3 protein-coding genes are annotated in these 2,436 nt (G+C 32.3%); all 3 read right to left on the bottom strand.

From position 1 onward, the window contains the following. Nucleotides 1-106, bottom strand: a 106-nt coding sequence (locus tag VMW81_06150) for a PIG-L family deacetylase (GenBank protein ID HUU50519.1), incomplete at its 3' end; no start/stop codon positions are given. Between the two features lie 3 nt (nt 107-109). Further along, complete coding sequence (locus VMW81_06155) at nt 110-826, bottom strand: WbqC family protein (GenBank protein HUU50520.1); 717 nt, start codon at nt 824-826, stop codon at nt 110-112. 510 nt (nt 827-1,336) lie between these two features. Further along, the coding region (locus VMW81_06160; GenBank protein HUU50521.1) for a hypothetical protein at nt 1,337-2,436 on the bottom strand (1,100 nt) is incomplete at its 5' end.

Raw genomic sequence — 2,436 nt, forward strand, 5'->3', positions numbered from 1 at the left:
TAATAAGAAGATAGACGTTGTGTCCTGCCGTGCTATATTTGATTAAGGTTCCTCCACAACCGTATTCTAAATCATCAGGATGAGCACCAAGAGCGAGTATATTCATTTTTTACTCCTTAATATGAGATTTAAACTCTATGCTTTCTTTATTATAGCTTCTTAAAATTTTAATTGATTGAGGGCCATGATTAAAGAGAAGATCAATCGATGACATAAGAGTCAGAAACTCGCCATACAACTGTTTATATACAGGGTGTTTGAAATCTTGAAAAACAACCCTTATATTTTCTTCTTTAAACCTTTCAGTATTGAGATAATTTCGACCATGAGCGCCTGATAAATAGACATCTCCTTTTAGAGTCTTGCAGATGTCAATTAGTCGTTCTGTGGGTTCTTCGCTGAGCTCAAAATCTGATGCTAATACAAGCTCTGTTTTGATATTAAATGCCTTGATGAGATATTCAATGATATGAAGATTAAGGGAAGAGAGATATTCCCATTTTCGAGAATAGACATCTTCAAAAAAGGGGAGATGTTTTTTAAAGTAATCAGACTTTGAATAATTGGTTATTAAGGCATGAAGGTGTTTTTTCCCCCAGTTTGTCTTATTATCTATCCTTACATTATTAATCTTTTCTGGATGGCTGTAGGATACGGGTACGGTTATCCACTGAGAACCGCTTACAGTTTTTATCTTGTTTCTATTTACCCATTCATTCTTTTTATATTGGACATTATCAAGCAGGATAAAGATATTTGCCTTATCGATCTTATCCAAATAACCGAGCCATGGGAGATGTTGGGGCTGGTGAATAGCTATTATCATTGATTGAATACCTTCTTTCTTTTTTCTTCTTTTTCCATCTGTTTATATTTTTTATAGTCTTTTTTGAGTTCTTTATATTGAGATGAGTTTTTTGAGGAGGTTCTATTAATCAGTTTACCAGCATAAAAAAAGAAAAAAGCAAAAATTAAACAGACGATAAATAAAACAAAAAAGGTTTTGATTGATTTTTTTACTCTACGCAAACTTGCCATATTTATTCTGTGGATGAATAAAATTAAACAAATATTGGATTTGTTATAATCTGAGTATAAAGATCTCCTGAAATCTCTAAGTTATTGGTAACTAATTGTTATCATTGATCTAATACCCTTTTTTTTCAACCATTCATACCTTTCAGTATCTTTAGGCTCGTAGTAATCCGTGGAATATTTGTGAAAATTTTCAATTAAGTAGGTTATATAAAAAATGAGAAAGGCAAAAATCAGGCAAATGATAAGTAAAAGAAAAAAGTTTTTGATTGATTTTTTTATCATATGCCGATTTATAATATTATTCTGTGGCTGAATAAAATTTAACAAATATTGGATTTGTTATAATCCGAGAGTGATCATCTCCTGAGATCTCTAAACGGTAATAGACCTTTTCCCCTTCTTTGAAATAATCATCTTGATAAGTGATATTGAGGGGACTTTGTCCCTTAAAAGTCGATATGATATTTCCAGACCTGATAAGATTTACGCTAATTTCTTGATCATTTTTTTTCAAGGTCACTACACTTATCTTTATTAGTGGAGAAACTTTTAGACTGATCTCTTCCCCCATGATTCCATATATTTCTGTTTTTGGGTCTGAAACAGAAAATAGGTTTAAAGATAGACCTATTTTGTTATTTAAAATACGGGTATAAGTCCTTCCTCTTTTTAGTGCCGCAAGAAGAGATATTTTATCTCTTTTTTCAAGGAGGAAGACTGTTTGTACCGTATCAATCTTTTCAAGAGAGCTTCCGTTTAGATGGAATCCTCCAATCTGCCAGATGGGACTTTTTCTTTGGTTAGAACAGTATTCCAAAAGGATTTTATCCCACTCATTTCCCGTTTTAGTCAGTTCATACTTATCCGGTGTTATTAAAAATCCTGTATAGTTTTTCGACAGAATAAGATCTCTTGGTTTGAAACCGTCTTTTATGATTATGGGGCCAATTTTTTTATCTATTTTATTATCTTTATGCTGTGACCAAAAAATTAAACCATCTTTATGATTTACATCATCTATCACTTCTTGATACGGGAGCATAGCCTGATCACCGTTATATTGTGTAAACAGGGTTGATCTTAAGGGATGATAATTAATCAGGAAAAGTAGTGAGGAGATGAATACTAATATCCCAATCATCTTGAATATTCCTTTCCATCTTATCAAGAATATACTTATAAAAAAGGCGAGGAGAAAGGATATGGATACTGGGATAAAGCGGAATGTATATTTTGTTGAGTAATGATTATGAATAGCGGGGAGAGTCTTAAAATCGTTTGATTTGTTTAGGCCAAATATCAAAAATGTCTTTTCCCAGTTATGGGTTGTTAGGTTTTTAGAAAAGGGGCTTCCTGTCCAATAATAAAATGGGATAGTTTCTACTCCTGGCACAAGTA

Source organism: Nitrospinota bacterium (assembly GCA_035528715.1).
Taxonomy (GTDB): Bacteria; JADFOP01; JADFOP01; order DATKYB01; family DATKYB01; genus DATKYB01.

What these genes read in the sequence shown, in the direction of transcription:
- VMW81_06155 (HUU50520.1), bottom strand. Translation starts at nt 826, where the DNA reads ATGATAATAGCTATTCACCAGCCCCAACATCTCCCATGGCTCGGTTAT.